The 22,576-nt window shown below is 72.5% G+C and carries 20 protein-coding genes; 7 read left to right on the top strand and 13 right to left on the bottom strand.

The genetic code is table 11. The annotated features are described in order from the left end of the window. Positions 1-56: 56 nt before the first annotated feature. The 6 genes from A3Q37_RS10465 to A3Q37_RS10490 form a co-directional block, all read right to left on the bottom strand. The gene (locus A3Q37_RS10465) at positions 57-2,315 is read right to left on the bottom strand and encodes a M9 family metallopeptidase (protein WP_255311781.1); all 2,259 of its coding nucleotides are present in this window, start codon (positions 2,313-2,315) and stop codon (positions 57-59) included. Between the two features lie 273 nt (positions 2,316-2,588). Beyond that, positions 2,589-3,623, bottom strand: a complete 1,035-nt coding sequence (locus tag A3Q37_RS10470) for an ABC transporter ATP-binding protein (protein ID WP_065481266.1) — start codon at positions 3,621-3,623, stop codon at positions 2,589-2,591. Beyond that, positions 3,620-4,711, bottom strand: a complete 1,092-nt coding sequence (locus A3Q37_RS10475; protein ID WP_065481269.1) for an ABC transporter ATP-binding protein — start codon at positions 4,709-4,711, stop codon at positions 3,620-3,622. Before A3Q37_RS10475 ends, A3Q37_RS10470 begins: the two co-directional genes overlap by 4 nt. A 2-nt stretch (positions 4,712-4,713) precedes the next feature. After that, positions 4,714-5,700, bottom strand: a complete 987-nt coding sequence (locus A3Q37_RS10480) for an ABC transporter permease (protein ID WP_065481276.1) — start codon at positions 5,698-5,700, stop codon at positions 4,714-4,716. Beyond that, positions 5,697-6,668, bottom strand: coding sequence for an ABC transporter permease (locus A3Q37_RS10485; protein ID WP_065481280.1), 972 nt, complete (start codon positions 6,666-6,668; stop codon positions 5,697-5,699). The genes A3Q37_RS10480 and A3Q37_RS10485 overlap by 4 nt, the downstream gene beginning before the upstream one ends. A 20-nt stretch (positions 6,669-6,688) precedes the next feature. Then, entirely contained in the window at positions 6,689-8,437 is a 1,749-nt protein-coding gene (locus A3Q37_RS10490; RefSeq protein WP_065481282.1) for an ABC transporter substrate-binding protein, read from the bottom strand. A gap of 334 nt (positions 8,438-8,771) precedes the next feature. On the opposite strand from A3Q37_RS10490, the gene A3Q37_RS10495 reads away from it, so the two are divergent. Both A3Q37_RS10495 and A3Q37_RS10500 read left to right on the top strand, forming a co-directional pair. Then, entirely contained in the window at positions 8,772-10,232 is a 1,461-nt protein-coding gene (locus A3Q37_RS10495) for an aminopeptidase P family protein (protein ID WP_065481284.1), read from the top strand. Between the two features lie 80 nt (positions 10,233-10,312). Further along, a complete protein-coding gene (locus A3Q37_RS10500) occupies positions 10,313-11,023 on the top strand; it encodes a GntR family transcriptional regulator (RefSeq protein WP_065481286.1) in 711 nt (236 codons plus the stop codon). 54 nt (positions 11,024-11,077) lie between these two features. Here A3Q37_RS10500 and A3Q37_RS10505 read toward each other — a convergent pair whose 3' ends face one another. The 7 genes from A3Q37_RS10505 to A3Q37_RS10535 are packed head-to-tail and all read right to left on the bottom strand — an operon-like array spanning position 11,078 to position 18,042. Then, the gene (locus tag A3Q37_RS10505; protein WP_065481288.1) at positions 11,078-12,025 is read right to left on the bottom strand and encodes an ornithine cyclodeaminase family protein; all 948 of its coding nucleotides are present in this window, start codon (positions 12,023-12,025) and stop codon (positions 11,078-11,080) included. Continuing rightward, positions 12,022-13,170 (bottom strand): proline racemase family protein, encoded by a 1,149-nt coding sequence (locus tag A3Q37_RS10510; RefSeq protein WP_255311778.1) that lies wholly within the window; start codon positions 13,168-13,170, stop codon positions 12,022-12,024. Before A3Q37_RS10510 ends, A3Q37_RS10505 begins: the two co-directional genes overlap by 4 nt. Continuing rightward, on the bottom strand, positions 13,167-14,168 hold the full coding sequence (locus A3Q37_RS10515) for a proline racemase family protein (protein ID WP_065481290.1): 1,002 nt from the start codon (positions 14,166-14,168) through the stop codon (positions 13,167-13,169). Before A3Q37_RS10515 ends, A3Q37_RS10510 begins: the two co-directional genes overlap by 4 nt. A 1-nt stretch (position 14,169) precedes the next feature. Then, a complete protein-coding gene (locus A3Q37_RS10520) occupies positions 14,170-15,093 on the bottom strand; it encodes a dihydrodipicolinate synthase family protein (protein ID WP_065481292.1) in 924 nt (307 codons plus the stop codon). A 9-nt stretch (positions 15,094-15,102) separates the two neighbouring features. After that, complete coding sequence (locus tag A3Q37_RS10525) at positions 15,103-16,593, bottom strand: NAD(P)/FAD-dependent oxidoreductase (RefSeq protein ID WP_065481294.1); 1,491 nt, start codon at positions 16,591-16,593, stop codon at positions 15,103-15,105. Beyond that, complete coding sequence (locus A3Q37_RS10530) at positions 16,586-16,885, bottom strand: (2Fe-2S)-binding protein (RefSeq protein WP_065481296.1); 300 nt, start codon at positions 16,883-16,885, stop codon at positions 16,586-16,588. The genes A3Q37_RS10525 and A3Q37_RS10530 overlap by 8 nt, the downstream gene beginning before the upstream one ends. Then, complete coding sequence (locus A3Q37_RS10535) at positions 16,882-18,042, bottom strand: FAD-binding oxidoreductase (RefSeq protein ID WP_065481297.1); 1,161 nt, start codon at positions 18,040-18,042, stop codon at positions 16,882-16,884. The genes A3Q37_RS10530 and A3Q37_RS10535 overlap by 4 nt, the downstream gene beginning before the upstream one ends. Positions 18,043-18,245: 203 nt before the next feature. Here A3Q37_RS10535 and A3Q37_RS10540 point away from each other — a divergent pair, with 203 nt between their 5' ends. The 5 genes from A3Q37_RS10540 to A3Q37_RS10560 all read left to right on the top strand — a co-directional run bounded on the left by A3Q37_RS10540 (position 18,246) and on the right by A3Q37_RS10560 (position 22,553). Then, a complete protein-coding gene (locus tag A3Q37_RS10540) occupies positions 18,246-19,829 on the top strand; it encodes an aldehyde dehydrogenase (NADP(+)) (protein ID WP_079137733.1) in 1,584 nt (527 codons plus the stop codon). Positions 19,830-20,115: 286 nt separating this feature from the next. Then, positions 20,116-20,880 (top strand): hypothetical protein, encoded by a 765-nt coding sequence (locus tag A3Q37_RS38320; RefSeq protein WP_065481299.1) that lies wholly within the window; start codon positions 20,116-20,118, stop codon positions 20,878-20,880. Beyond that, positions 20,834-21,493: a tyrosine-type recombinase/integrase gene (locus A3Q37_RS10550; protein WP_065481302.1), complete on the top strand. Its 660-nt coding sequence runs from the start codon at positions 20,834-20,836 to the stop codon at positions 21,491-21,493. The genes A3Q37_RS38320 and A3Q37_RS10550 overlap by 47 nt, the downstream gene beginning before the upstream one ends. Then, the gene (locus tag A3Q37_RS36785; RefSeq protein WP_141693555.1) at positions 21,490-22,320 is read left to right on the top strand and encodes a hypothetical protein; all 831 of its coding nucleotides are present in this window, start codon (positions 21,490-21,492) and stop codon (positions 22,318-22,320) included. The genes A3Q37_RS10550 and A3Q37_RS36785 overlap by 4 nt, the downstream gene beginning before the upstream one ends. Continuing rightward, positions 22,320-22,553 (top strand): hypothetical protein, encoded by a 234-nt coding sequence (locus tag A3Q37_RS10560; RefSeq protein WP_065481307.1) that lies wholly within the window; start codon positions 22,320-22,322, stop codon positions 22,551-22,553. The genes A3Q37_RS36785 and A3Q37_RS10560 overlap by 1 nt, the downstream gene beginning before the upstream one ends. Positions 22,554-22,576: the final 23 nt, after the last annotated feature.

Consider the following 22,576-nt stretch of genomic DNA (forward strand, 5'->3'; position numbering starts at 1 on the left):
CAACGGGGCCGGACGCTCGTGGCGCCCGGCCCCGGCCGGAAGGTGCGGAGGGCGGATCAGTAGGCGGTCGTGACGGTGGCTCCGCCGAACGAGGTGACCGCGTGCAGGCTGATGTAGTTGGCGCCGGAAGGCGGGTTGGTGACGGTCAGGGTGTGGGCGTTGCCGGGGCCGGTGTCGCGGCTGGTGTGGGAGGCGGTGGTGGCCCAGCCGGTGCCGCTGTAGTAGAGGTCCGCGTCGCCGGTGCCGCCGCTGACGGTGATCTTCAGCTGCTGGGTGCCGGCCGGGACGTACAGGTAGTGGTAGGCGTAGTTGCCGGTGGTGGTGGAGAGGTTGCTGCGCCGGCAGTTCTCGCCCAGGACGCGGGTGTCGGGATCGGTGCACTCGGAGACGGGGGTGGTGGAGCCGTCGCCGCAGTCGCCGGCCGCGCAACCCGCCAGCCAGGTACGGAAGTCACTGTCGTACCGCGTACCGATGGTGCTGGTGAGGTGGGTGCGGGCGGCGGCCCACTGTCCGGTGCGGTAGTGGCCGAGCACCGTGTCCATGTCGGCGGGGTGCTGCTCCAGCATGTACCGCACGGCGAGGTAGCCCCAGCGGTACACCCGCGTGGTGTCGTGGCTGTAGTCGGTGTCGAACAGGGTGCTCAGGGCATAGGTGCCCTTGCCCGCCTCGGTCATCGCCGCGGTGTAGGGCTCGCCCCGGTAGTGGTAGGAGATGTACTCCGCGAAGCCCTCCACCCACCAGACGGTGGGGGTGCTCATTCCCTCGGTGAAGTCGCCGTACATGGTGAAGCGGCCGTCGAGGTAGTGCGTGTACTCGTGGTTGAGGTTCCAGATGTGGAAGTCCGGCCGCAGCCACTCCGCCTCGTAGGCGATGAAGCGGGGCTGGTTGCCCACGACGGAGGGGTCGCCCTCCAGATACATGCCGCCGTTGTTGGTGTCGATCCCGTACATCGCGCCCGCGTACGTCTGGTAGTCGGCGCTGGAGTCGTAGGCGATGACCTCGATGCTGGTGTTGTGGTCGTCGGCGACCGGGCCGTCGTCCTTGGCGATCCGGTGGAAGTAGGCGTCCTGCTCGATGAGGCTGGTGCAGGACGCGCTCAGCTCGGCGGACGTCATCTGCTGGGCCAGGATGCGGATACCGGGGCTGCACGTGTGACGGACCGGCAGGACCTCCCGCTCGAGGCGTTCCTGGAGGTCGCAGACGCCGTACGCCGAACAGTTCGCCCGGTCGTAGTAGTCGGCCATCTCCGCCACGCCCACCCAGAGCGCGGCGGTGGGGCCGGTGATGGAGCTGCGGCCGAGCAGATCGGTGGCCAGGGGCCGGGCCTTGCCCCGCAGGCTCGCGTACTGGAGGAAGCGGCCCAGCTCCCGCCCGGCGTTGGACGCCAGGTACGCGTGGTCGCCGCCGAGCAGGGAGAGGTGGTCGGCGGCGAAGCGGTGCAGCGAGTCGATGAGGCTCGGGTCCGCCTCGACGGCGCTGACGAACTCGGGCACCTGGTGGCCCCGGAAGGTCACCGTGTACACGGCGTTGACCGCGGCGAGCATCCGCGAGAAGTCGTTCCAGGACGAGTCGTAGTCCGCCAGCATCCGCTTGACGACGGCGAGGTAGCGGGCGTTCTCCTGGGCGCTGTCGATCAGGATGACCGCCTCGGACAGCGTCTCGCCGTTCTCGTCGGTGACGTCATGCGACCGGGGGCTCGCGAAGAAGCTGTCGAGACCCGAGCGGATGGCGGTTCGCAGGGCGCTGCCGTACGGGCCGACGACATCCGGGTTGTACCACTGCACGTAGTACCCGGCCCGGAGGTAGAGGACGAGCTGCGGGGTGCCGGTGCTTCCGTCGCCCGGGTAGTAGGCGGAGTTGTCGCGCAGCGCGTACGCCACGGTGACCATCTGTGCCTCACGGAACGCCAGTTGGGCGTCGTTGCCCGTCAGGCTGAACAGCGTGTTCACGCAGTCGGTGGTGGACGCCTTGATCTGGCGCACGAGTTCGGCCCCGGTGCGGCCGGTGAAGTCGGCCGGGTCGCACGCGGCGGCCTTCGCCGAGGGCTTGCCTCCGGTGTCCTGCTTCTTCGGGGCGTCGTGGTCGCCGTAGGCCTCCTTGAGGGCGGACTTGTCGGCGCTCAGCGGGGGAAGCTGGGACACCGGTCGCCGGTCCTCGGTCCGGTGACCGGTGTCGGATGCGGGGGACTGCCGCGCCTGCGGCGCGGGGTCGGCCGAACCGGCGGGGCGGGTCGGTTGCGACGCGTTCGATGCCGTGGCGGCCGAAGGCGAGTCCGGTCGCGCGTGGGCCGGCTGCGCGAGCAGCGCGACGCCCATCGCCCCGGCCAGAGCCAGCGGCAGAACGGCACCCACACCTCGGCGGACGAGTGTGGTTCTCACGTTGATTTTCCTCCCACGAGGGATCGGGGCACGCGGGATTGCGTGACCGATGGGATGGACAGGGCGCGGCTCGGGGATGTCGTCATGCCGTGCTGTCGGCCGGACGGGATGGGGTCGAAGCCCGGACTTGGCATGTCCACGACCTGTGACATGTACAATGGCACAGGTCACACTTCACAAGGAAGGCCTGTGCCGGAATCCGCTGCCCTCTCAGCCCGTTTCGGGGAAATGACAGGCGGCCGTGCGCGCTCCTGAGCCCACGACCTGGAGCAGCGGCCGCTCGGTACGGCAGACCGCCTGCGCCTTGGGACAGCGCGAGTGGAATCCGCAGCCGCTGGGCGGCGCGGCGGGGCTCGGCGGGTCGCCGAGCAGCAGGATCCGCTCGCGGCGGCGCTCGGCCGCCGGGTCGGGCAGCGGGACCGCCGAGAGCAGCGCCCGGGTGTAGGGGTGCGCCGGCCGGTCGTACAGCTCGCGTTTGTCGCCGATCTCGACGATGCGCCCCAGGTACATCACCGCCACCCGGTCGCACACCCGCTTCACCACGGACAGATCGTGGGCGATGAAGAGGAACGACAGCCCCAGCTCGGCCCTCAGACGCTCCATCAGATTGACGACCTGGGCCTGTACGGACACGTCGAGCGCGGAGACCGGCTCGTCGGCGACGATCAGGCGCGGCCCGGTCGCCAGGGCGCGGGCGATACCGATCCGCTGGGCCTGCCCGCCGGAAAACTGGTACGGGTGCCGGTCCAGGTGTTCCGCCCCCAGGCCCACCAGGTCGAGCAGTTCGGCGGCCCGGTCTCGGGCGGCCCGGACCGTGGCCCCCTGCACCAGCAGCGGTTCGGCGATGATCCGGGCGACGGTCTGCCGCGGGTTCAGGGAGGCGTGGGGGTCCTGGAAGATGATCTGGAGGTGCCGCCGGACCGGCCGTAGTTCGCGCGGGGACAGATGGGTGATGTCACGCCCCTCGAACTCGACGGTTCCCGCCGTGGGTTCGAGCAGCCGTACCAGCATCCGGCCCGTCGTGGACTTGCCGCAGCCCGACTCCCCGACCAGACCGAGGGTCTCCCCCGCGGCGAGCTCCAGATCGACACCGTCCACCGCCCGGACGGGCGCGGCGGCACGCCCCAGCACCCGGCGCCCGGGGAACGCCTTCACCAGACCCCGTACGGACAGCAGAGGCGCCACCCCGCCTTGAAAGGCCGAACGGGCTGACGAGTCCAGTGAGTTGGGGTACGGGGATGTCATCGGGCCTCCTCGGCCGGTACGGGGACCCCGCCGGGCGGGCCGGGGTGCGGGGCGGCCGGGGCGGCCGGCAGGGGCAGATGGCAGGCGACCAGCCGGCCGTCGCCGTGTACGTCCCTGGGGCGCGGGCTCTCCTCCGCGCAGCGGGCCCGCTCCGAGGCGGTGGCGGCGGCCGCCCGGGGGCAGCGCGGTGCGAAGGGGCAGCCGGTTCGCGGCTCGGCCGGTGAGGGCGGGGAGCCGGGGATGGCGCGCAGCGGTGCGTCGTCGGGGTCGTCCAGGCGGGGCAGCGAGTCCAGGAGGCCGCGGGTGTAGGGGTGCGCGGGGCTGTGGAACAGCTCGTCCACCGGGGCCTGTTCGGCGCCGCGTCCGCCGTACATGACGAGCACGTCGTGGGCGACGCGCGCCACCACCCCCAGGTCGTGGGTGATCATCAGGACGCCCAGTCCGCGTTCCTGCTGGAGGCGGGCGATCAGTTCGAGGATCTGCGCCTGGACGGTGACGTCGAGCGCGGTGGTCGGTTCGTCGGCGACGAGCAGTTCGGGTTCGCAGGACAGGGCCATGGCGATCATGGCGCGCTGGCGCATGCCGCCGGAGAACTGGTGCGGGTACTCCCCCGCCCTGCGGGCCGGTTCGGGGATGCCGACCTCGCCGAGCATGTCCACGGCCCGTCTGCGGGCGACGCGTCGGGCGCTGCCGAAGTGGTGGCGGTGGGCCTCCGCGATCTGTTCGCCGACCGTGTACGCGGGATGGAGCGCGGACAGCGGGTCCTGGAAGACCATCGCCATCCGGCGTCCGCGCAGCCGGCCGAACCGGCGGTCGGTCAGGCCGAGGAGTTCCTGTCCGGCGAGGATGATCGATCCGCTCACCCGGGCCCGGCGGTGCAGGCCCAGCACGGCGAGGGAGGTGACCGACTTGCCGGAGCCGGACTCACCGACCAGACCCAGGGTGCGGCCGGCCGCCACGGTGAAGGAGACCCCGTCGACGGCCTGGACGGCTCCGGCCGGGGTGTCGAAGGCGACCCGCAGATCGTGGACCCGCAGCAGGGGCTGGTCCGGTTCGACGAGCTGTTCCGGTTCGGTGGTGGGCTCCACGGTCAGTTCCTCACCCTCGGGTCGACGACGGCGTACAGCAGGTCGATGACGACGTTGGCCGCCACGATGAAGAAGGCGGCGAGCAGCGTGACGCCGAGCACGACGGGCTGGTCGGAGCGTTGCAGGGCGTCGTAGAAGAGCCGGCCCACGCCGGGGATGCCGAAGATGGACTCGGTGATGACCGCTCCGGCGAGCAGGGCGCCGAGGTCCATGCCGAAGAGCGTGAGGACGGGCGTCATCGCGGAGCGCAGCCCGTGCTTGACCACGACGGTCCGGGCGGGCAGGCCCTTGGCTCGGGCGGTCCGGATGTAGGGCTGCTCCATCGTCTCGATCATCGAACTGCGGCTCTGCCGTGCGTACATGGCGGCGTACAGCAGAGCAAGTGCGACCCAGGGCAGGAGCAGGTTGGCCGCCCAGGCGATCGGGTCGTCGGTGAGCGGGACGTACGCGGGGTAGGGCAGCAGTCCGGTCAGCCGGACCAGGCCGTACAGGAGCATCACCGCGGTGAAGTAGACGGGCAGCGAGGCGGTGGCGACCGCGCCGACCATCAGGGTGCGGTCGAGGAGGCCGCCCTTGCGCAGGGCCGCGGTCACTCCGGCGGTCAGCCCGAGCACCAGCCACAGGCAGGCGGCGCCGAAGGCCAGCGACACGGAGACGGGCAGCCGGTCCATCAGCAGGTCCCACACCGGCAGGGCGTTCTCGTAGGAGTAGCCGAGGCAGGGGAAGCCGCACTGGATGGCGTGGGGTCCGCTGCCCAGCTCGCGGCCGGCGAAGATGCCCACGAGATAGTCGCCGAACTGACGCCACACGGGCTGGTCGAGCCCCATGAAGTGGCGTACCTCCGCGAGCCGTTCGGGGCTGCACGTCTTGCCGCAGGCCGCCGCGGCGGGGTCGGCGGGCAGCAGGTAGAAGATGGTGAAGGTGACGGCGCAGATGGCGAGCAGGACGCCCGCCACGCCGAGGCATCTGCGGACCAGGTAGGCGATCACGGCCGGCCTCCCTGGGGGTCGAGGATGTCGCGCAGGGCGTCGCCGAGGACCGTGAAGGCGAGGACGGCGACGAAGAGGAAGACGCTCGGGACGATGAAGTACATGGGGTCCGTCTCGTAGTACGCGACGGCCTCGGCGATCATCTGGCCCCAGGAGGGGGTGGGCGGGCGCACGCCCACGCCGAGGAAGCTGAGGGCGGCCTCGGTGCTGATCATTCCGGGGATCAGCAGCGTGGTGTACGCGATGACGGGCCCGGAGATGTTGGGCAGCACCTGCCGGGTGAGGATGCGCCAGGGTCCGCTGCCGCAGGCGCGGGCGGCCTCGACGAATTCGCGGTGGCGCAGGGAGAGGGCCTCGGCGCGCACCACGCGGGCGATGCCGGGCCAGCCGAAGACGCCGATGACGACGGTCATCAGCACGACCCGGTTGACGTCCTGGGCCACCGACATCATCGCGATCATGAAGATGAGCGAGGGGAAGGACATGGTGAGGTCCATCAGCCTGCTCAGTACGGTGTCGACGCGGCCGCCGAAGTAGCCGGCGGCGATGCCCGCCGCGGTGCCGGTGACGACGACGATCGCGGTGGCGGCGAAGGCGATCAGCAGGGAGACCTGGGCGCCGTGGACGACGCGGGCGAACAGATCGCGGCCGGTGACGGGTTCGACGCCGAGCCAGTGTTCGGCGCCGATGCCGCCGAGGGCGCCGCGGGGCAGGCCGCCGAGGTAGGGGTCGATGGCGTCGGCGTCGAAGGCGGTGGGCGACCAGCCGCCCAGCCGGCTGAGCAGGGGCGCGGTGAGGGCGATCAGGATCAGCAGGGCGGCGGCGATCAGGGCGGTCCGGCTGCCCCGGTCGCCCCACAGGCGGCGCCAGGTGGTCCGCCAGGGGGCGTCGGGCAGGGCGGGTGAGCCGGGTCCGGCGGTGGCCGAGGGTTTGTCCGATCCGGTGGCCGGGGGTTTGGCGATGCTCATGGGAACGCGTCCCCGCCCTCTCAGCCCTTGCTCCGCGACGGGTCCTTCAGACCGATCACCGCGAAGTCGAACTGGCCGGTCCAGGAGGGGTGTCCGAAGGCTCCGGCGATGTTGTCGCCGACGAGCAGCGGCTTGCGCTCCCAGAGCAGCGGGACGGCCGGGGACTTGCGCTGGATCTCCCGGTCGAGCGCGTTCCACGCCTGCGCGGCGGCGGTCGCGTCGGGCATCGCGGCGATCTCGTCCATGCGCCGCTCCACGCCCTTGTCGCGGAACTGGGAGACGTTGCCCTGGTTGCCCTTGGCCTTGATGGTGCGGCCGTCGAAGACGAACGGCAGGAAGGTGGCGGCGGACGGGTAGTCGGGGCACCAGCCGCTGATGGCCATGTCGGGGGCGTTGGCGGTGTCGCCGATGGTGTCGTAGTAGACCGAGGGGTCGACGGTCTCGATGCGCAGCCGTATGCCGACCCGGGCCAGGCTCTGCTGGAGCGCCTCGGCGCGGGTCTTGTCGCCGGTGGACACGGTGATCGTCGTGTCGAAGCCGTCGCCCCTGCCCGCTTCGGCGAGCAGCTTCTCGGCCTTCTTCACGTCCCCGGTGGGCGGCCCGGTGTGGACCGGGTCGGCGGCGCGGCCGCCGGTGAGTGAGGGCGGCAGATAGGCGGTGGCGATGTCGTTGAGGGCGGGCCCGCCGTTGGCGGTGACCTGGGCCTGCTTGTCGACGGCGTACTGCATCGCCTGCCGGAGCTTCGGGTCGTCGAAGGGCGCCCGGGAGGTGTTCAGGGCGAGCATGTCGGTGCAGCCGGTGCGCTCGGCGGAGAGCCGCTGCCGGATCTCGGGCTTCGGCAGGACCTTGGCGACGCTGGAGGGCTGGAGGTCGGACCACTCGACGGCGGAGGCATCGGTGCCCGCGCTCTCGATGATCCGGTCGTCTATCTGACCGCCCTTGAGGCCCTGGATCACCACGATGCGGTCGGGGTACGCCTTGCGCACGGGGTCGGTCGCTGCGTCCCAGTGGGTGTTGCGGACAAGCACCAGCTTCTTGCCGCGGGCGTAGCTCTCGATGCGGTACGGCCCCGAGGAGAAGGGCCGCAGGTCGTACTGGACGCCCTTCTCCCGGGACGCGGGCACGGGAGAGAAGGTGGGCAGCGTGACCGTGGAGGAGAACTCGGCGACGGGCCTGCGCAGCGAGAAGACGATGGTCCGGTCGTCGGGGGTCCGGATCGAGTCGAGGTGCTTGCCGTCCAGCGGGCCGGTGTACCCCTCGGTGCCGGCCAGATAGCGCTGGGCGTAGTCGGGGCCGCCCGCGAGGTCCGGGGCGAAGGAGCGCTCGACGTTGTACTTGATGTCGCGGGACCGGATCGGGGTGCCGTCCTCGTAGACGAGCCCGGGCTTCAGGGTGAAGGTCCAGGTGCGGCCGCCGTCGGACGATTTGCCGAGGTCGGTCGCGAGGTCGGGGACGATCTCGCTGCCCCGTTTCCCGGGCGCGGCCCGGAAGGTGGTGAGGGTGCGGTAGATCAGCCGGGTGCCGAAGTCCATGGTCGGCATGACCCAGTTGCGGGCGGGGTCCAGATGGGCGAAGTCCTGGTTGGACAGCACGGTCAGGGTGCCGCCCCGCTGCGGGGTGCCGCCGATGACGGTGCCGGTCGCCACTCCGGGCTGCTGCCGCGCGTCCGGGCCGCGGCCGTCACCTCCCTGCGAGGAGCAGGCACTCAGCAGGGCCAGGGCCAGCGAGGTGCTCAGGGATACGGACAGCGCACGGCTGCGACGGGACATGGGGCACTCCTCGGTACGGGAGACGGCTCGGTACGGGAACGGGGCACGGCGACAGCGGAACGGGCCGGCGGAACGGGCGCTGATCCGGAGGGACTTGGTGCTCCGGGCGGCCGAGCGGCCCGGAGGGCGACTGCTTGCGGAACGCGAGGCGGAGCGGGCCGGAACATGCGTCCAGCCACGCGATGTGACCCGTAACATAGTAATGTGAAATTGCACAGCCAAGGAGTAGAGCGCCCCGTTACCGAAACGTGTCCAGCGACCTGGACCTTTCGGCCTCCGAACCGGCACCCCCGACCGCCGCCACCGGCGCACCCTCCACCCCCGAAGGAGACCCATGACTTCCATGCCCCCTGCCCGCCTGCACACGGGCAGCCACGATCTGCCGGTACCGGCAGCCCTGGACGCCTTCATGGCCACCGGCTGGGCGCCGTCCCCGCTGCCCGCCGACGCCCGGGTCCCCGGCCATGCCCTGCTGCCCGGCCGGTGGCAGCGGCTGTCGGCGCGCTTCCCCGGCGAGCGGCTGGTGATACCCGCCGGAACGCTCAAGGTCCGCTCGAACGACACCGATCACCGCTTCCGCCCGCACAGCGCGTACGCCTGGCTGACCGGACTGACCGGCGAGGAGCAGCCCGACCACGTCCTGGTCCTCGAACCGTCCGGCCCCGACGGCCACGAAGCGGTGCTCCACCTCCGCCCCCGCTCTCCCCGGAACACCAGCGGGTTCTACCGCGACCGCCGCTACGGCGAGTTCTGGGTCGGCCGCCGGCCCGACCTGGACGAGACGGCGGCGCTGACCGGGCTGCGCTGCGCCCACCTGGAGGAGCTGCCGGGACTCCTGACCGGCCCGCAGCCGCCGACCCGGCTGCTCGCGGGCGTGGACCCCCGGGTCGACGACCTGCTGCCCGAGCGGTCCCACACCCCTTCGGGGGACGCCGAGTTGGACGCCGTGCTCGCCGAACTCCGGTTGCACAAGGACCCGTGGGAGGTGGGCCAGCTCCAACTGGCCGTCGACCACACGACGTCGGGCTTCGAGGATGTGGTGCGCGCCCTGCCCGACGCCCTGCGTCACCCTCGCGGCGAACGGCGGATCGAGGGCGTGTTCCATCTGCGCGCGCGGACCGAGGGCAACGGCACGGGGTACGAGACCATCGCGGCGGCGGGCGCGCACGCCTGCGTGCTGCACTGGATCCGCAACGACGGCCCGCTCTCGCCGTCCCAGCTCCTCCTGCTCGACGCGGGGGTGGAGACCGACACCCTCTACACCGCGGACATCACCCGCACCCTGCCCCTGTCGGGCCGCTTCTCACCGGCCCAACGCGACGTCTACGAACTGGTGCTGGCCGCCCAGGAGGCCGCCATCGCCGTCCTGCGGCCCGGCGCCCGCTTCCGGGACTTCCACCGGGAGGCCATGCGCGTCATCGCCGAGGGGCTGCACGCCTGGGGCGTCCTGCCGGTCCCGCCCGAGGAGGCGCTCGCCGACGACAGCGGCCTGTACCGCCGCTACACCCTGTGCAGCAGCGGGCACATGCTCGGCATCGACGTGCACGACTGTGCCCGGGCCCGCGCGGAGACCTATCTCGACGGCGTACTGGAGGAGGGCCATGTCCTCACCGTCGAACCCGGGCTCTACCTCCAGCCGGACGACGAGACACTGCCGCCCGAACTGCGCGGCATGGGCGTGCGCATCGAGGACGACCTCGTGATCACCGCCGACGGTGCGAGACTCCTCTCCGGCGCGCTGCCCCGTACGGCCGACGGCGTCGAGGAGTGGATGGCCCGCCTCCTGGACGACTGACGGCCTGCGGCCGATGAGGCGAGGGGCGCACCGCGCAACGTGACATTGTATAGTGCGGTGACAAATCTGAAGGGGAACGCATGAGTGAGCTGAAGTCCCGCAAACTCATCTCGGTGCAGGAGCATCTGCGCGACCAGGTGGCCAACGCCCTGCGTGCCGCGCTGATAGCGGGGGAACTCCAGCCCGGCGTGATCTACTCGGCGCCCACCCTGGCCGCCGAGTACGGCGTCTCGGCCACACCCGTGCGCGAGGCCATGCTGGATCTGGCCCGGGAGGGCCTGGTCGAGGCGGTGCGCAACAAGGGATTCCGGGTCACCGAGCTCTCCGAGCGCGACCTGGACGAGTACACCGAGATCCGCGCGCTCATCGAGATCCCCACCATCGGCCGGGTGACCCGCACCGCCTCCCGCGAGCAGCTGGAGGCGGTGCGCCCGGTGGCCGAGGAGATCGTGGCCGCCGCACAGCGGGGCGACCTGATCGGCTACCTGGAGTCGGACCGCCGCTTCCATCTCGACCTGCTCGCCCTCGCGGGGAACGCGCGCCTCGTCGAGACGGTGGCCGACCTGCGCAAGCGGTCCCGGCTGTACGGGCTCACCGACCTGTCCCAGGAAGGGGCGTTGGTGGGTTCGGCGCGGGAGCACACCGCGCTCCTGGACATCATGATCGAGGGCGACGCGGAGGCGGCCGAGGAGCATATGCGCCGCCATCTCGCACATGTACGGACCCTGTGGGCGGCCCGGAAACGGGAAGCCGAACGCACGACCCCGTCCCGCAAGCTCGGGGCGCGCTGAGTCGAACCTGCGGCGGGGCGGCAGGCGTTGGCACTCCGAGCAACCCGCCCCCGCTCAACTCAGCCCCGCTTCCCCGCCGTTCTCTCCCCTCCCCCGGTAAACCGCGACGGCGACCACCAGGTCCTGCCAGCCCATGCCGCAAGTCTTCACGACCAGTGGGCGGTCGGCCGGGAGAACGGCCGGTGAGCCCGCCGGGTCCGCCAGGGTGACCAGGGAGTCCGGGGCGAGCGTGCCTTCGCGGATCGCCAGCACCACGTCGCCCGCCTCGCGGAGGGCGGTCTCCCGGCTCTCCACCAGGACCGTCGCGCGCCCCATCAGCGCGGCGTCGACCTCCCGTACGTCCGGTTCGTGCGAGCCGACCGCCAGCACCACCGCCTCGTCGGACACCAGCCGTCCGTCGACCACCGGTTCGCGCGCGGAAGTCGCCGTGACGACGACCTGGGCGTGCCGCACCGCGGCCGCCACTTCCCCTCCGTCCACGGCCAGGTGACGGTCCGCCCAGTCCGGCACGGGCCCGCCACGTCGGGTGACGACCGTGACCTCGGACACCGGGACGTGCGCCCGTACGGCGGCGACGTGCCCTTCGCCTTGGGGGCCCGCGCCGAAGACCACCAGGCGCAGCCCGCCGTACCGGTCGGCGAGCGCGCGCAGCCGGTCCAGGCAGGCCGCGACCGAGACCGCCGGGGTGCGCAGGGCCGTCAGCGCCACCCCGTCCAGGAGGGCCACCAGCGTCAGGGTCGCGCTGTCGTGCAGCAGATACGTGGCGTTGATCCGCCGCAGCCCGCGCGCGGGGTTGCCGGGCGCGACGGTGGCGACCTTCACCCCGTACCAGCCGCCGTACTCCGAGGGCATGAGCAGCCCCTGACCGTGGGCCAGCGGCACGACCGTCCGGGGGACACCGCCGTCCGGGTCGAGCCCTCCGGCCAGCGCCTCCCGGACCGCGGCGACGGCGGCGGCCGGACCGAGCGCGGCCACGTCCGCCGCGTCGAGCGTCACCGTCATCGCAGCACGAACCCGGGTACGAGGGTGTCGTCCGGATCGACGGTGAAGCGCCCGGTTCCGGTGGCGTACGCGGTGCCCGTCACGGCCGGAACGACGGCGGGGCGGCCGTGGACCGTGGCCGGCCGCTCGATCCGGGCGTGGAACACGGAGCCCACCACCGACTCGTGCCGCAGTTCGTCGCCGGGGCGCAGCTCCCCCATGTCGGCCAGCAGCGCCATCCGGGCCGCGGTGCCCGAGCCGCACGGGGAGCGGTCGACCTGGCCGTCCGCGAACACCGTGACGTTGCGGTGGTACAGCCGCCACGTGCCGTCGGGCCGTTCGATGCGGGGGCCGGCCTCCTCGGTGAACACGGTCCCGTAGACGCCGGACAGCCGGGGGTCGTCGGGGTGTTGGGCGGCGCCGGCGGCGTTCAGCGCGTCGCGGATCTCGCGGCCGGCCGCGATGAGCGCGGTGACGTCCTCCGGCCGGACCCGCAGACCGGCACCGAGAGCGGCCACGGGGAGGACTGCGTACATGGCGCCGCCGAAGGCGATGTCGACGGTGAGGGTCCCGTACGAGGTCGGCACCTCGACGCCGCGCGCGTGGACGTGGCCGGGGACGTTGACGAACGTGACGTCCGCGACCCGGCCGCCCGCCGTGCGCACGCTCGCCGTCACGCGGCCGGACGGGACGTCGATGATGACGTCCGTCGTACCGTCGGCGGGCGCCGGGACGAGGCCGGTGGCGACCGCCCAGGCGCCCAGGGCGATCGTGCCGTGGCCGCAGGCGGTGGAGAAGCCGTCCTTGTGCCAGAAGAGGGCGCCGAGGTGGGCCCCGGCGTCGTCCGGCGGGACCAGGAAGGCCCCGTACATGTCGGCGTGGCCGCGCGGTTCGCCGCACAGCAGGGCCCGGGTCCACTGCGCCCCGGCGTCGGCGATGGCAACCGTGCGCCGCTCGGCGACGGTGAGCCCGGGCCCGGTCACGGCCGGCGGGGCCTCGGGCACGATACGAAAGGGCTCGCCGCCGGTGTGCCAGTCGGCCGTGTCGATCGGCCCGGTGTACGGGGAGTCCGTCCCCGTCGGCGCGGTGTACGGGGAGGCCGTTCCGGTCGGTCCGGTGTACGGGTCGGCCGCCCCCGTCCGTGCGGTGCGCGGGTCGGCGGTCATACGGTGAATCCCTGCGGGTAGGGGTCGGTCGGGTCGAGCAGATACTGCGCGGTCCCGGTGATCCAGGCGCGGCCGGTGACGGAGGGCAGGACGGCGGGCCGGCCGCCGACCGTGGTCTCCGACAGGATCCGGCCGGTGAAGCGGGAGCCGATGAAGGACTCGTTGACGAAGTCCTGCCCGGCCTTCAGCAGTCCCCGCGCGTGCAGTTGGGCCATCCGGGCGCTGGTTCCCGTACCGCAGGGCGAGCGGTCGAACCAGCCGGGGTGGATCGCCATGGCGTGCCGCGAGTGCTCGGCGGTGGAGCCGGGCGCCTCCAGATAGACGTGGTGGCAGACGTCGATCGCCGGGTTCTCCGGATGGACCACCGGGTTCTGCTCGTTGACCGCCCGCATGACGGCGAGGCCCGCGTCGAGCAGCCGGCCCTTCTCCGCCCGGTCGAAGGGGATGCCGAGATCCTCGGTGCGTACGACGGCGTAGAAGTTTCCGCCGTACGCCATGTCGTAACGGACCGGTCCGAACCCCGCCACCTCGACGACCTGGTCCAGCGCGTGGCTGTAGGAGGCGACGTTCTCCAGGGTGACGGACTCCGCGCGGCCTTCGCGCACGGCGACCCGTGCCGTGACGAGACCGGCGGGGGTGTCGAGGCGGATGAGGGTCTCCGGCTCGACCGCCTCGACCATGCCCGTCTCCACCAGGACTGTCGCCACGCCGATGGTGCCGTGGCCGCACATGGGCAGGCAGCCGGAGACCTCGATGAACAGCACGCCGAAGTCGGCGTCCGGCCGGGTCGGCGGCTGAAGGATCGCGCCGGACATGGCCCCGTGCCCGCGCGGCTCGCACATCAACAGGGTGCGCAGCCCGTCCCGTTCGGCCAGGAACCGCTGCCGTCGCTCCGCCATGGTCGCGCCCGGCAGAACGCCCACCCCGCCGGTGATCACCCGGGTCGGCATGCCCTCGGTGTGCGAGTCGACCGCGTGGTAACACACCTTGGAACGCACGTCAGTTCACCCCCGCGTCGATGAGCGCCTGGGTCGCGGACCGTACGACGGCCTCGGTCTCCGGGTCCAGGGGCTGCCGGGGCGGCCGGCAGATGCCGCCGGTCCGGCCGATCATGTCCTGGCCGAGCTTGATCGCCTGGACGAACTCGGTCCTGCTGTCCCAGCGCAGGACGGAATGGAGCCGCCGGTAGAGCGGGAGCGCGGTGGCGAGATCGCCGGCCAGCGCGGCGTCGTAGAGGTCGAGGCAGGCACGCGGGAAGACCTGGGGGTATCCGGCGACCCAGCCCTTGGCCCCGGCGACGCCGACTTCGAGGAGGGTGTCGTCGGTGCCGATGATCAGGTCGAGCCCGGGGGCGAGTTCATTGATGGCGTAGCACCGCCGTACGTCCCCGGAGAACTCCTTCACGCCCACGATGAACCCCTCGGCGTACAGCTTGGCCAGCAGTTCGGGGCGCAGGTCGACCTTGGTGTCGATGGGGTTGTTGTAGGCGGTGACGGGGAGCCCGGCGGACGCCACCATGGCGTAGTGCTCCAGGACGGCGCGGTCGTCGGCGCGGTAGGCGTTGGGCGGCAGGCACATGACGGCCTGGCAGCCGGCGTCCTTGGCGAAGAGCGCGTGCCGCCTGGCCTCGATCGCGCCGTACGCCCCGACGCCCGGCATCACGGTAAAGCCCTCGGGGGCGTGGGCGACGGCGGTCTCGACGACGCGGTCGCGTTCCTCGTACGTCAGGGTCTGGTACTCGCCCAGCGATCCGTTCGGGGCGACACCGTGCAGGCCCTGTTCGGCGAGCCAGGCAACGTTGTCCCCGTACGCGCCGTGGTCGACGGCGAGGTCCCGGCCGAACGGGAGGCTCGTCGCGACGATGACACCGTGCCAGGGCATACGGGTGGGGGCCGTGCGAGCCGTGTGGTCCACGTGGTTCATGGGAGCTCCTCAGGTGGGTTCGGTAGGGGTGTCGCCGGCGGGGGTGTCGCCGGAGTCGGCGAGCGCGCCGAGGGTGACGGGGGTCGCGATCAGCCGCTCGGCGGGGGTGTAGGGCTCGGTGCGGGCGGCGACGAGGCAGTGCACAGCGGGCCCGCACATCCGGCCCTGACACCAGCCCATTCCTGCCCTGGTCAGCTGTTTGACCTGCCGGTGGTCGGTTGCCGGGCCGTCGGCGCGGGCGGCGCGGACCGCCCCCGCGGTGACGTCCTCGCACCGGCAGACCGTGGTGTCGTCGGTCAGCCAGGCGGGCCAGGCCGCCGGCAGGGGGTGCGCCCGGGCCATGGCGCGGGCGAAGGCGCGGTGCCGGGCCACCGTTCGGCGCTCGGCCGCCAGGGGCCGGAGACCCGCCCGGCCCGGCGCGGAGAGATCGCTCAGCACCGAGACGGCGGCCACCCGCCCCTCGCTCAGCGCGAGCGCGGCCCCGCCGACCCCGCAGGTCTCGCCCGCCGCGTAGAGGCCCGGCACGGTGGTGCGCTGCCCGGCGTCGACGGCGGCGGCCATGGTGCCGTCGCCCGCGTCGGCGAGATCGCAGCCGAGCGGGAGCAGCAGGTCGAGCTGCGGTACGAAGCCCCACCCGACGCCCACGGTGTCGGCCTCGATCCGCCGCTCGGTACCCGGGAGCGGAGCCCCGTCGGCGTCCAGGGCCGCGGTACGCACGACGGCGACCCGCTCGTCCCCTTCGGCGCCGACGATGCCGGTGCGGGTGCGGACCGGGATCCGGTACCGGGCGAGCGTGCCCGCGTAAACAGCGGCTTCGGCCCACTTGGCGGGGTTACGCAGCAGGGGCGCGGGGTGCCGCAGCCAGGCCGAGGGGGCCGCCGCCTCGCACACGGCGACGACCTCGGCGCCGCGTGCGGCGAGGGCGGCGGCGACGGGCAGCAGGAAGGGGCCCGTGCCGCCAAGGACCACGCGCCGGCCGGCGACCACTCCCCCGCCCTTGAGCAGCGACTGGAGCCCGCCGGCGGTGAGCACGCCGGGCAGATCCCAGCCGGGGAAGGGGAGTTGGCGGTCGTACGCGCCGGTCGCCACCAGCAGGGCCGGTGCGCGCAGCACGACGGCCCGCTCCTCGGGCGGCCTGCTGCGGTCCACGGCGTGGACGGTGAAGCCGTCCGCCGCGCGGGCCGTGGTCCACACGGGGTGGTCGAGGAGGAGGGTGAGCCGTCCGGTGCGCTCATGGGCGGCGAGGGCGGCGCGGAGGGTCCGGTAGGTGCGCAGGTCGTGGTGCAGGTCGTCGGTGGGAACGGCGTCGCGGGCGTGGTCCGGCGGGTGGCGCCAGAACTGGCCGCCCGGGGCGGAGCCCGAGTCGACGAGGACGACCCGCAGCCCGCCGTCCAGGGCGGTGACGGCGGCCGCCATCCCGGCCGGCCCGGCGCCCACCACCACGAGGTCGTGTGGCTCCCGCATCACGGGGAGGCCGCCGAGGTCCTGAGGCTCAGCCATCGTCGCCCTCCCCTGTCGTGACGGCCATGCCCGCGCGGGCCTGCACCAGGCAGGCTCGCTGCCCGCGCCTGCCGTCGACCGTGACGAGGCAGTCGTAACAGACGCCGATCCCGCAGAAGACGCCCCGGGGCCGCCGCCCGCCCCGGGTGGTCCGCCAGGCGACCCGGCCCGAGGCGACGAGCGCGGCGGCCAGGGTCTGTCCGGGGGCGAACGCCAGCGGTTCGCCGTCCACGGTGACGGTGAGTCCCGCGGGTACGTCGGTCGCCGCGTTCTCCGCGGCCGCTCCGGTCACTTCGGCACACCTCCGGTCGTCAGGAATCGGTCGGGCAGAAGGCCGGTGTGGGCGGCCGGATCGGCGCCGCGCCACGGGCGGCCGAGCAACTGGGCGGTGATCAGGGCGCCGGTGCCGGGAGCGAGGCCGATGCCCGCGCCCTCGTGGCCGCACGCGTGGAGGACGCCGGGGACCCGGGGGTCCGGGCCGACGACCGGCAGATGGTCGGGGCAGTACGGCCGGAACCCCCGGTAGGCGCGGATCAGATGGACGTCGCGCAGGAACGGGAAGAGGCGGCACGCCTGCGCGGCGAGCAGGGCCACCACCGCCGGGTTCATCGCGGTGTCGAATCCGACGCGTTCGCGGCTGGCGCCGATCAGGACGGTGCCCGCGCGGGTTCCCTCGACGACGCACGAGGTCTCCAGGCCCTCGTCGCTGGAGGCCACGTTGGCGACGTAGTCGGCGGAGTACACCTTGTGCCGGACCATCGGCGGCAGCGGTTCGGTGACCAGGACGAAGCCCCGGCGCGGCAGGATCTCGACGGGCGCGCCGAGGCGGCGGCCGACCTCGCCGCCCCACGTACCGGCCGCGTTGACCACGGCGTCGGCGGCCAGCACCGAGCCGTCGGCCGTGCGAACTCCCTTGATCCGTCCACTGGTTGTGGTGACCGCGGCGACGGCCTCGCCGGTACGCACGCGGGCGCCGCGCCGGACGGCGGCCCGCAGCAGTCCGGCCGCGGCGAGGACGGGCTGCACCTGGGCGTCCTGCGGGTAGTGGACGCCGCCGGGGAGGCCGGGCGCGATGTGCGGTTCGAACTCCTCGACACGGTCGACGAGTTCGGTACGGACATCGGCCGCCGCCTGGCGTGCGGCGAGCGCGTGCAGGGCGGCGAGGCCTTCGGGCGTGCTCGCGACGACCAGACCCCCCTTGTTCTCGAACTCGACTTCCTCTGGGCCGAGTTCCTTGCTCGCCTCGTCCCAGAGGTCACGGCTGAGCCGGGCCAACTCCAGCTCCGGGCCGGGCTCCTTGTCGGAGAGCAGGATGTTGCCCTCCCCCCGGCTGGTGGTACCCGCGCCGACGGGACCCCGGTCGAGCACCGTGACGCCGAGACCGGCGGAGGCGGCGTGAAACGCGCACGCGGCGCCCACGATGCCCGCGCCGACGATGACGACTTCCATGACCACTCCTCGGCGCCTGCACGACCGCGCACTAGTGCAATGTCACATGCCATTGCTTAGGCTATACATCCGGACGACCCGAGGACAACGCCACCGCCGGGATGACTTTCACCGCGACACCCGCCCGCCCGGTGCACATCAACACCCCGGCACCCAACGACGACAGTGCGCCTCCACCGGCGCGCACAGGGAGACGCCTCACCGTGAACCCGACCGAGACCCCGCATCCGGCCGCAGCCGAACACCCCCTCGCCGAAGCCGAACTCGCGCCCCTGACCGGGCACTCGCTCCTGGCCGGCCGCGAAGTCCCCGGCACCGGCGCCCCCTGGCAGGCCGTGGCCGCCGCGACCGGCGAACCGTTCGGCCCTCCGTACCGGGACGCCTCGCCGGAACAGGTCGCCGAGGCGGCCCGGCTCGCCGCCGCGGACGCCCGCGCCTTCCGCGCCCTGCCTCCCGAGCGGCGGGCGGCCTTCCTCGACGCCTGCGCGGAGGAGATCGAGGGGCTCGGCGACGCCCTGCTGGCGCTCGCGGCCCGGGAGACCGGGCTCACGCGGACCCGGCTGGCCGGTGAACGGGGGCGCACCTGCGGTCAGTTGCGTCTCTTCGCCGATCTCGTCCGGAGCGGCACGGCGCTCGGCACCCGGATCGACTCCGGCCCCTCGGGCACGGACGTACGGCTCCGGCGCATCCCTCTCGGCCCGGTGGCCGTGTTCGGTGCGAGCAACTTTCCCCTGGCGTTCTCGGTCGCGGGCGGCGACACCGCCTCCGCGCTGGCCGCCGGGTGCCCCGTGGTGGTCAAGGCGCATCCGGCCCACCCGGGTACGGGCGAGGCGGTGGCCCGCGCCGTGACGGCCGCCGCCGCGCGCACCGGGGTACCGGCCGGGGTGTTCTCGCTGCTGGTGGGCCGGGGCCACGACGTGGGCCTCGCCCTGGTCGGGGATCCACGGATCGCCGCGGTGGGCTTCACGGGGTCCCGGACCGGCGGACTGGCCCTGGTCGCCGCCGGACAGGCTCGCGCCGTGCCCATCCCGGTCCACGCGGAGATGTCGGCGGTCAACCCCGTGATCATGCTCGACGGGGCGCTGGCCGAACCGGACCAGGCGGCCGAGGGCTATGTGGCGTCGCTGACCGACGGCGCGGGCCAGTTCTGCACGAACCCCGGCCTGCTCCTGCTGCCGGCCGGCCCGGCGGGCGACGCCTTCCTCGCGGCCGTGGCCCGGACCTTGAAGACGGTGGAGGGCCAGGTCATGCTCACCCCGGACATCGCCCGCGCGTACACGGAGGGCGTACGGCGATGGGAGGCGGTCCCCGGAGTGCGCGAGGCGGCCCGGGGCACGGCCGGGCCCGGCCCGTACGCACCGGCCCCCGTGGTCCTGGTGTGCGACGCGGCCGCGTACACCGCGCACAAGGACCTCACCGTCGAGGTCTTCGGGGCCGCGGGCCTCGTCGTACGCTGGTCGGGTACGGCAGAACTCCTCGCCCTGCTGGAGCAGTTGGAGGGCCAGCTCACCGCCACCCTGCACGGGACGGACGCCGACCGGACGACCGCTCCGAAGCTGCTCCCGGTGCTGGAGGAGCGGGCGGGCCGGGTCCTGTGGGGCGGCTGGCCCACCGGCGTAGAGGTCTGCCACGCGATGGTGCACGGGGGACCGTGGCCCGCGACGAGCTCCCCCGCCACGACGAGCATCGGCACGCTCGCCGTCGAGCGCTGGCTGCGCCCGGTCTGCTACCAGTCCTTCCCCGACGCCCTCCTGCCCGCCGAACTCCGCGACGACACAACCCCGTAGCCCTGCCGGCGCATCGGTCCCGCCATCACGGCGCGAATGTGACCCACCGGCACCGAGCCGGCCGGGGCGTGAACGGCGCGGTCCGAAGCGGGCGTTCGAGAGGCGGGCGGGCCCGGTGCGCCCCGTACGCCTTCGCGCCCATGGCTCGCCCGTTACGGCGACAGCGGATCCTCCGTTACTCGATCACCTGTCCGTATCGCCGCGAGGAGCCCTTCATGCATCCGTTACGCCACGCTGCGCTCGTTCGTACGGAGTTCGAGGACACCACCGCTACGGGAGGTGCCCGGTGAAGAGGTTCTTCGGACCGGTGAAGATGGCCGAGCCCCGGGTCTCCGATGCCGAACAGGAGCTGTTCGGCGGCCCGTTGCGCTACGACATGGGCTGGTCCCACCACGAGCACGCCGGCCTGGACCTGACCATGATGTCGGCGCTGCGCTCCATGCCCGCGCTCGTCGGGTCCACCTTGCGCATGGCCTGGCAGGCCGACCGGCGCGCGCTTCTGGCCGTGGCGGTCAGCGAGATCGGCCAGGGCGTCGCGGCGGCCGTCGGCCTGCTCGCGGTCAACGCCGTCATGCACGCGCTGCTGGCCGGAACCGGCAGCGCCGAGCAGCGGCTGCACGCGCTGTTGCCCGGCCTGCTGGCCGCCGCCGCGATCGGGGTCGTCAACTCGGCCCTCTCCGCCTGGTCCACCTCCCGCGCGGGCCGCCTGGAGCCGAAGGTCGAGCGGATCGCCACCACCCCGTACCTGGCCGCCGCCTCCGGTGTGGAGATGGAGGCCATGCCTGCGCGATCACACGACGGAGGTGGAGTTCCAAGGTTTCGCAGCGAGGCGACGGCGAACGCCGTGATGACCGGCGTATGCGAGTTCTTGAGGTTCGGTAGTCGGCAGGGCTGGGTGCCGGTCGAGGTAGCGGCCATGCTGACGGAGCTGCGGTATCTGGCGTACTTGCCCTCCGGGTTCGATTCAGGAGAACGGGGGGCAGTTCCGGAACATACGGGCACGGATGTTGAAGTACGCCACGGCGGTGGAAGGCCCGCAGTGGCTGTCTGATCAGCAGATCGAGAGTCTGAGGGCGGCCGCAGTTCGGGGCCGGGACCGATTCTTGGTGTCGCTGCTGGCCTGCACCGGGATGCGTATCGGAGAGGCGCTGGGGCTGCGCAGTCAGGACATGCATCTGCTCTCGAGCTCCGCGATGCTGGGTTGTCAGGTGGCGGGCCCGCACGTTCATGTGCGGCACAGACTCAACGCAAATGGGGCGCTGGCCAAGTCGCGGGTCTCTCGGTGGATCCCTGTGACCGAGGACTTGATCGACGAGTACGCGGAGTATCTGCATGAGCGGGCCGCGCAGTTGCCGGGCGAGGCGGACAGCGACAGCGTGTTCGTGAATCTGTATGCGGGTCGGCGGGGCCATCCGATGACCTATGTGACGGCGAAGGACATGTTCGATCGGCTCGCGGCGAGGGTGGGGTTCGAGGCCCGCCCGCACATGTTGCGGCATTCTGCAGCGACCCGCTGGATCCGTGCGGGAGTCGAGCGTGATGTGGTGCAGCGGCTCCTCGGTCATGCCTCGGCATCGTCGTTGGATGTGTATCTGCACGCCGACGATGACGAGCTGCGGGAAGCCGTTGTCCAGGTCGCGGCTGGACGGGAGATCCAGGCATGACGCTGGCTGTCGCACCAGAGCCGGACGCAACTGGTCCGGAGGGAATCGATCTGCAGAGGTGGAGCAACTGGCTAGGCGCCGCTGTCGAGGACGGCTGGCGGCCGGGTGAGTGGGACGGGCAAACGTTGTTGTTCACCGGGGACGTGGACAACCCGCGCACCCGAGCCCATTCCTGCCGAACCGCGGCCTGCTCCACCGTGGTGCACACCCAGAGCTTCTGCGCCAAGTGCACCAAGCTGATGAGCACTACCGGGCGCTCAGCTGATGAGTTCGCCGCGAGCCATACTCCTGCGCGTCTGGCGGCCGCCAGCGGCCAGGACCCTGCTCGCTGTGCAGTTGAGCGGGCAGAGCTGCGCTGCGGCAATCCGGCCTCCGCGCGGGGACTGTGTATCGATCACTATCGAGGTCGGCGCGAGCACTCCGGGCAGCGGAGCGTCGTGACCTCGGAACTTGTGGCGTGGGCGGCGTCGCCGAGCGTCGTCATCGAGGTCGAGGTGCCTGAGTGTGCGGTGCCCGGGTGTGTCGGCGCTGTGGTGCCGCGGCAGATTGTCTGCGCATACCATCACCGGGCTCGAACTGCCGCTGCATACCGTGGGGAGGCCGGGCCTGACGCGGCCTCCTGGGCTGGAGAGCAGATTCCGTTCTTGCTGCAGCATCAGTTCTCACTGCGCCGGCTGGGCGAGTTGATGCGCTTGGAGTTCCTCTACGCACTGCAGCAGCGGGATGCGCGTGGCGCGAAGCTGGACACACAGTGCGTACGCCACATGGTGCGTCACTTCGCCGGGCTACCGAGCCTGCTACTCATTGCCGCGCGGACGCCTTGCTGATGGTGGAACGGGCATCGAACAACACCCGCGCACACGTCAAGGAGTTCTTCCGGCACGCCCGAGCCGGCTACGAGCAAGCCCTGGGGCACGGCCCGCGAGACGGCGAGGTCTGGGACGCAGTGAGCGCCAGGCTGGCGTCGCCCTACAGCCGTTCCGGCGTTCGCTACAACCAGGGCACGATCGACTTCACGAAGATCGCCCAGCCTTGGCTGCGTCATGCGGCGCTGGAGTGAGCTCGAGCCACGGAGCCCCACAC

This window comes from Streptomyces sp. PTY087I2 (assembly GCF_001687325.1).
Classification (GTDB): Bacteria; Actinomycetota; Actinomycetes; order Streptomycetales; family Streptomycetaceae; genus Streptomyces.